Below are 7470 nucleotides of genomic sequence, written 5' to 3'. Positions count from 1 at the left end.
GTTTTCCAATTATATGGAAGAAATACAGCGGATAGTTCGAGATTTTTTCATTGGGATAAAGAAGCTGCTTTTCTTCCTGAGCATTGACCTGAGTTTCATCTTGAATTTCATTCTGATTTTGATTTTGAGTGATAATTTCTGCCATCAGCTTTTCCTTGCAGATGAAAACTCAAGATATTCCAAAAATGATTTTGGCGAAGAGCTGATTTTTGAAAATTCCGCTCCGTCCAAAGAAATCTCTATCGCACCTTCGGACTTTTCAGCAGAAAGAACCGAGGCGAACGCAAACGGCAATGAATCCGTGTAATTTTTGCAAGATTTGTACTCAGCGGGAACAAGCTCGTCAGCGTAGGCAAAAATGATTTTTTTATCAGCCCCGCACAGAATTGAAGCGGCTGCGGCAAGAATAGCGGAAGAAAAATCGTCCTCAGCAGGATAAATCGCGGTGTAGCCGGCCTTCATTTTAAAAGCAATTGTCGTAACAGCTGGTGGCGTATTAAACACGGAGATTGAAAAATTTGCCGGCATAACATCCTTGTCCTCGACAAGACCTTTGTTGATTTTGAGCTGACGGGCTATTTCACCGCGGAAAGAAGCGAACACCATCTTTAAGTCAGAATTTTCACCGTTCTCACCGATTATTCCGTGAACGGCTTCGATTGTCATGCGCGAAATTTGACTCAACCGCCTTTTGAAAAGAGGCTCGATATATGGGAGTTTTGGCATTTCACCCGGATTTTCAGGCAAAGTTTTAAAGCTTGCAAATTTCGTGACAAATATTTTCATAAATTAAATTATATGCTAAAATCTTCATATGTTAAAGGGAAGAAATCTAATAAAACCAAACGATTTGACCGTTTCTGAAATCGAGGAAATCTGCTCATTGGCAGAGCAAATTATTGTCGATCCGAATTCTTTTTCTGATGTGTGTCGTGGGAAAATTCTCGCGACACTTTTTTTTGAGCCAAGCACAAGAACTCGTCTTTCTTTTGAGGCGGCGATGCTCCATTTGGGCGGCGCAGTCGAAGGCTTTTCTGACGCGGCCAATTCAAGCACGGCAAAAGGTGAATCCCTTTCCGACACAATCCGCACGGTTTCTTCTTATGTTGATGTAATCGCAATGCGAAACCCAAAGGAAGGTGCGGCACTCGTTGCAAGCCAATACGCAACCTGCCCGATTATCAACGCAGGCGACGGCGGCCACTACCACCCAACCCAAACCCTCACAGACATGCTCACAATCCGCGCGCTGCAGGGCGGCTTTGAAGGTCACACAATCGGATTCTGCGGCGACCTCAAATTCGGACGCACAGTTCACTCACTCGCCGAGGCAATGAGCCGCTACAAGAAGAACAAATACATTTTTATCAGCCCGAACGAACTGCAAGTGCCAGAATATGTCACCCAGGAGCTCGATGCTTCCGGAATCGAATACACCACGGCCGAGCGGCTTGAAAGCGTAATCGGCGACCTCGACATTCTCTACATGACCCGCGTTCAAAAAGAACGATTCTTCAATGAGCAGGACTATATCCGCCTCAAGGACAGCTACATCCTCGACAACCAGAAGATGTCACTCGCCCGCAAAAACATGATTGTGCTCCACCCGCTCCCACGAGTGAACGAAATTGCCCCGGAAGTAGACTCAGACCCGCGTGCCGCCTACTTCAAGCAGGTCAAATACGGCATGTATGTCCGCATGGCCCTGATTGCAAAGCTTGTCGGCGTGCTGTAGAGAATTTTTAAGGAGAACGAAATGCTGAATGTAGATACAATCAAAAACGGTTTGGTCATTGACCACATCAAGGCGGGCTTCGGGCCTCAGATTTTTCACTTTTTGGGCTTGGATAAGGCAGATTTTTCCTGCGCTCTTATTATGAATGTGCCGTCAAAAAAATCCGGCAAAAAAGACATCATCAAAATCGACAACATCATCAACATCGACTACTCGGTTTTGGGCTTCATCGACCCTAACATCTGCATCAATGTCATCAAAGACGAAAAAATCGTCCGCAAAATCACACTGGAGCTTCCAGAAAAAGTCGAAAAAGTTATTCGTTGCAAAAACCCGCGCTGCATCACCGTCACGGAAAATTATGTAACACCGGCGTTCAAGCTCGTCAACCGCGAGAAAGCGCAGTACGCATGTCAGTATTGTGACGCCCTGTATTCAGCAGGCTCTATCGACTAACGGAGGCAAAAAATGGCTGATTCTTCAATTCTGATTATTTACAATGCCCGGCTCGTTGATTCCAGCATCGACAGCCCCGGAACTGTGATTATCTCTGACGGAACAATCCGCGGAGTCTTTTTAGGCGAATGTAAGACGGCCAAAAATGCCCTTCTCTACGCATCGGCATTCCTTTCTGATTCAAATTCAAATGCCAATCCAGAATTTTATGATGCCAAAGGAATGACTCTCATGCCAGGCTTCATCGACATGCATGTGCATTTCCGTTACCCAGGCCAGACTCAAAAAGAAGATTTGGATTCCGGGCTTCATGCAGCTGTTGCCGGCGGCTATACGACTGTCGTTCTCATGCCGAACACAACGCCAGTAATTTCCGACCGGGAGCAGGCTCAAAAAGTCATGGACGAAGCAAATGCCAAAAATCTTGCCCGGGTTTTCCAGACTGTCAGCATCACGAAAAATTTTGAAGGCAATGACACCAGCGGTCTGAAAAATCTCGATTCAAAACATTTTCCCGTTATTACCGAAGACGGCCACGATGTCCTTTCTGCGGCCGTAATGCTAGAAGCGATGAAAAAAGCGGGCGAAAAGGGAATTATCGTCAGCTGCCACTGTGAAGATCCGACGCTCGCAAATGCCGCAAAACCTTACCGACTGCGCGCATTGAGTTTTATGAAGCAATATGGAATTCCTGCCGGAAAAATCCATGTCAAAACGCCAGATGTTCCTTCCGCAGTAAATTTTGAAATCGACGGCAACCTCACGACGGCAAATTCACTCCTCGCTCTTGCCGAAGACACCGCAACAATCCGCAACATTGAAATTGCAAAAAATGCCGGCTGCCATGTGCATATCTGCCACTGTTCCACAAAAGCAAGTATGGATGCAGTCCGAAAGGCCAAGCAAGAAATTTCCCTCGGCTCCACAACCAACGGCTTTGACTGCACAGTTGAAGTAACACCGCATCATCTCGGTCTGGTCGGAACCGATTCACCAAACATCCGTGCTCTCGTAAACCCGCCTCTCCGCAGCGAAGATGACCGCCGTGCAATAATCGAAGCATTGCGTGACGGCACGGTGGACACAATCGCCACTGACCACGCTCCACACACACAGGACGACAAGGCGGCCGGCGCCCCAGGATTCAGCGGAATTGAAACGGCTTTCGCGGTGTGCAACACAGTTTTGGTCAAAAAAGAAGGTTTCAGTTTAAAGCAGATTTCTCATCTTATGAGCGAAAATGCAGCAAAAATGCTCAGGCTCAAAGCTGGCAAAATCGCCCCAGGCTACAACGCAGACTTGGTTCTTGTGAATCCGGACGAGGAATGGATTGTAAACAGCGAGAATTTCAAGAGCAAGGGCAAATCAACCCCGCTCGAAGGCAAAAAACTCTGCGGAAAAGTCCACGCGACATTCTTTGGCGGAAAACAGGTGCTCTGATTTATCCGCCAAGTGTTACTCAGCACTTTCCTAAAAACCGATTCTCAGCCCGACGAGCGCGCCATATCCATACCTTGAGAAACAGGATTTCAGGTTTGTTCCGCAAAGGCTTGCCTGTGTAATAATCTCCACAGCCCGAAGATTCAAAGCAAAGCCAAGCCGTTGCTGGAAAATCTGATTCTGGTAAGCAGTTCCAATGTTAAAGTTGAAAATCTGCCACAGGAACGCGAAACGAAAATCAAGCGCATACTCAGGGTAGAAAATCGCATCGCTGCTATAAGGATTTCTTACGGCGATGCCAAGTGCCGGCTGAATCTTAAACCATTCACCAAAAGGCGTGTAGCTTGCATTCAAACCGAGCTTTAACGGGCGGTGAACTGAATAATTTGCGCTGGAATATGTGAAATCATCACGACCATGATCTTTTTTATGCTCTTCCGTGTCATTCAGATAACCCAAAGCATTCGTCTCATAGAAATATGCCCAAACCCTTGTGCTCATTTTGTGCTTCAATTTTCCCGCGACGACAGGAATTCGTGCATACAAACCGGCATTCAGGCCGTGCATCCAGTTTCGCTCAATCTCAAAAGAAAAATCAAATCCTGTGTTCGGAATAAGTTTGCCCGCGCTCAAATCAAGATTGTCCGCACTCTTTTTGATTTCCATAAAATCGTGCATGTCAACTGCGGTATAAATATCGACATTCGCCTCGGCATCAGCACGAATCAAACCGCTTGGAGAAGAAGAAACTTTTGCCGTTGCCGTTGTCTTTGGAACATAAACTAGCGGAATGAAAAAAGTCGGATTGAATTTTACGCCGTAGCCCATGATTATCGTCTGGAATGACAAGCCCAAATCAAAAAACATGTCCGAGCAGCCGGAAATATCATAAGAATGCGATTCTCCGACAGCCATGCCGTCAGAAAGCATATCGAACAAATCTTTTGAGACGCTAAGATTTGAATAAGACTCAACGCCTGTGTAAAAACCGAATCTGAAACGGCTGCTTGCGTTCAAATTCATCAGGAAAAGTTCCCTTTCGTTTAAATTGAATTTGAATCCTTCCTTTGGCATGTCGGAAGCAATCTGCTCCAAATCAATCTCGACTTTCTTCTGCATTATGTCTTTTAGCCCGAACGAAGAATTCGCAAACATAAGCTGATTGTCAAAACCAATTTCAAAAATGCGGTGCGGCTTATACAAATCAGCAAAAGCCCCCGAAATCACAAAAACAGAGACCAAAACGATAAGAGAAAATCTTGCAAATCTTTTCATAGACACCCCCTTAATCATTTTTACTCCAGACTTCAACAGGAATATTTCTATCAAACTCAATTTTAAAAGTTCCCCGCATTCCGAATTTTGAATTTCTTGCGACGTGGCTAACAGAACAGTCCGCAGGAATTTCCACCTTGACTTTAGGAATGAACGGATAATTCTCAAAAATTGCCCTTACCTCAGCCTTTGTAAATTCAAAAGAATGTGCGCCCGATGTAGAATCCAGCGGTTTTTCATGATTCGTTTCATCGCCAAACCAAGTGACCGTATTTCCTTTGTCATCAACGGCATACATGCTGATTTTAATCGGCAAAGAAACATCCCCGTCCGCCAACTGATTTACAAGCAGATTGTTATCGACGGTATACACCATCGTGCAAGATTTCAGCGCATCAGCATATTTAAGCCATTTTTCGCTGTCTTTCGCTTCATCGCGTTTTAGTAAATCTTCGTCTTTTTCATCGGCATCTTTTTCTTTAATCAAAGACTTTGCATCGGCAATCGTAATGACATTATCCCGTTTGCCAAGTTCCGGAATATCAGCTTTATCAATAAGTTTCATCTGAAACGGAAGGACAAGCGCAAGGGAAACCGAAATTTTCGGCTTGTTTTCAAGAGATTTCAGTTCATCGCCTGTAAGCGTAAGCTCAGACTCAGTTCCAGATGCCAAACCAAGATTGTATTCCACCGAGAGATTGTCTGGCTTTTTATTTATAAGCTTTTCAATATCAGCACTCGAAATTTCTGCGGAGACATTTTCGGCCGCAAACACAGAACTATCCGTAATAATTCCTTCCTTAGCCACCGACGCAAGTGTTTTGGAAGAAGATTTCAGAAGAATCTCATCGTCAGTGGAAGCATCACCAATGAGATACGTAGTATCCTTTGTGTCAGGATTTGTTTTGTTGTCATATTTTGCAGAAATCTTGCCTTTTAAAGAAAGCCCGGTAAGAGCAGCATTGTTTGTTGGCTGGGATGCAAAAATGTAACCAAGAAGACCAGCCCTGCTCGTGCTTGTGAATTCAAAATCATCGATAAGCGCAGATTTTTCGCCTTTTAGGATGTCGCTCAAAAGTGTAGAGAAATTCAAACCTGTATCTTCGCTGCCAGTGAAACTGTTCAAATCACCCAGCTTAATCGTAAGGCTTGAAAGCGATTCGATACGCAAATCACCGTTAATAGAAAGATTTGGTTCTTCATCGCCAAAAACAAGCGTTGCATTCTCAAGGGAAATCTTGATATAGCTGTAATCAGTGTCACTTTTATAGGTTGAAGTCTTTTTTGGAGCAATTGCGGCCGGAGATTTTATAGTTTTGCCCACAAGATTCGCCGTTTTGTAAAGAAGGAAGCCGGCTTTTTCCTTCGGAGTTGAAAAATCAGAATCCTCAAGCTCCAGTCCGCCGTCAATCATGAATTTTGATTCGTCAACTTTTATGCCGCTCCAGCCTTCCGGAAGCTTGCAGTAAAAATCAAGCTCGCCTTTTTCGACTGTTGCCTGTTTAAGGCTTTCATTGAGACCATTGAATTCAAATTCTTTTTTGACAGGAACCGTACCATTTGCGCCAAGCTCGGTATTTGTCATCGTCAGTCCGGTGATTTTTGAGATTGTAAAATCGGAAGAAGGCTCCATTGAGACAGTGTAATTGTTTGTTTTTCCAAGAGTTCCGCCAGAAAGAGAGCCTTCAAAAATAACATGCATTTCCTTGACAAGCTCGGCACCTGCCAAATCTATGGAAATTGTCGTGATTTCGTCTGCTGTTGTTGATACAGTTTTTGTCTCAGAACTGCCCGCAATCGGGGCAATAAGTTTTGAGTGGTCGTCCTTTCTAACAATCTTTGCGCCGACTGTCATAGCAAAATCAGATGAAACACCACTAGGAGTTGTTATGTTGATGTTCATTTTGCCTTTTTTGACATTCATTGTCGTAAAAACTGGCGTTGTGATTGTAAATTCTACATATTTTTTGTTTGAGAATTTATCATCAGGGATTTCCGAAATATTGCCCGGAACCCCCTCTGGAATATCAATATGCCCAGGAACGGCAGCAAGAGCGTCCTTCAAGGAATTGTAAATCGAATCGTTGATGTCGGGAGCTTCAAATTTTGTCTCAGGAATAGAAATATTGCTGACATCAGTTTTGTCGTCATTGCCATCATCAATTGAAATAGGGATTTCTTTTAGCGGATAATTGAAAATGTACTGCAAAATCGCATCATCTTTCGCGGTAGGATTGTATTCATAAACAGAAGGCGATAAATTCTGGGAAGAATCGTCGTTTTTGGAAATATTCTTTTCTAGGATTTCCTTTAGCTTTTCGAGGCTTGCTTTTTCACGGATTGACAGAGAGCCATTTCCCAATGGAGCTTCAAATTTCGCAGCCGTCCTTACAGATACAGATTCAGGAAGCCCCAAGTCTTTGAAATCTGAGCATGAGTAAAAAAAGAACAAAAATGCCGTGACAATAAAAAAAATGGACTTCTTCATTTCTGCCTCCTCTCGTAATATTTATTATAATCAATTATCGGAGAATTGTCAGAAATTTACGAAGCCCAAAGTTAAA

6 protein-coding genes are annotated in these 7470 nt (G+C 44.0%); 3 read left to right on the top strand and 3 right to left on the bottom strand.

What is annotated here, in order from left to right; genetic code table 11:
- Positions 1 to 144: 144 nt before the first annotated feature.
- Positions 145 to 786: a beta-ketoacyl synthase chain length factor gene (locus IJJ71_RS14710; protein WP_296848095.1), complete on the bottom strand. Its 642-nt coding sequence runs from the start codon at positions 784 to 786 to the stop codon at positions 145 to 147.
- A 28-nt stretch (positions 787 to 814) separates the two neighbouring features.
- On the opposite strand from IJJ71_RS14710, the gene pyrB reads away from it, so the two are divergent.
- From pyrB to IJJ71_RS14695, 3 genes are read left to right on the top strand one after another with little or no spacing between them, the layout of a single operon-like run.
- Complete coding sequence (pyrB, locus tag IJJ71_RS14705; RefSeq protein WP_296848093.1) at positions 815 to 1735, top strand: aspartate carbamoyltransferase; 921 nt, start codon at positions 815 to 817, stop codon at positions 1733 to 1735.
- Positions 1736 to 1756: 21 nt separating this feature from the next.
- Positions 1757 to 2191: an aspartate carbamoyltransferase regulatory subunit gene (locus IJJ71_RS14700; RefSeq protein WP_296848090.1), complete on the top strand. Its 435-nt coding sequence runs from the start codon at positions 1757 to 1759 to the stop codon at positions 2189 to 2191.
- 12 nt (positions 2192 to 2203) lie between these two features.
- Positions 2204 to 3631, top strand: a complete 1428-nt coding sequence (locus IJJ71_RS14695; RefSeq protein WP_296848089.1) for a dihydroorotase — start codon at positions 2204 to 2206, stop codon at positions 3629 to 3631.
- Between the two features lie 30 nt (positions 3632 to 3661).
- Here the strand turns inward: IJJ71_RS14695 and IJJ71_RS14690 are convergent, their stop codons facing one another.
- Both IJJ71_RS14690 and IJJ71_RS14685 read right to left on the bottom strand, forming a co-directional pair.
- On the bottom strand, positions 3662 to 4906 hold the full coding sequence (locus IJJ71_RS14690) for a hypothetical protein (protein WP_296848087.1): 1245 nt from the start codon (positions 4904 to 4906) through the stop codon (positions 3662 to 3664).
- Between the two features lie 10 nt (positions 4907 to 4916).
- Positions 4917 to 7394, bottom strand: coding sequence for a hypothetical protein (locus IJJ71_RS14685; protein WP_296848085.1), 2478 nt, complete (start codon positions 7392 to 7394; stop codon positions 4917 to 4919).
- Positions 7395 to 7470 lie beyond the last annotated feature (76 nt).

The sequence above is a fragment of the Treponema sp. genome (genome assembly GCF_017430385.1).
Classification (GTDB): Bacteria; Spirochaetota; Spirochaetia; order Treponematales; family Treponemataceae; genus Treponema_D.
The sequence above is the reverse complement of the archived record's forward strand: the minus strand, read 5'-3'. Positions and strand labels throughout refer to the sequence as shown.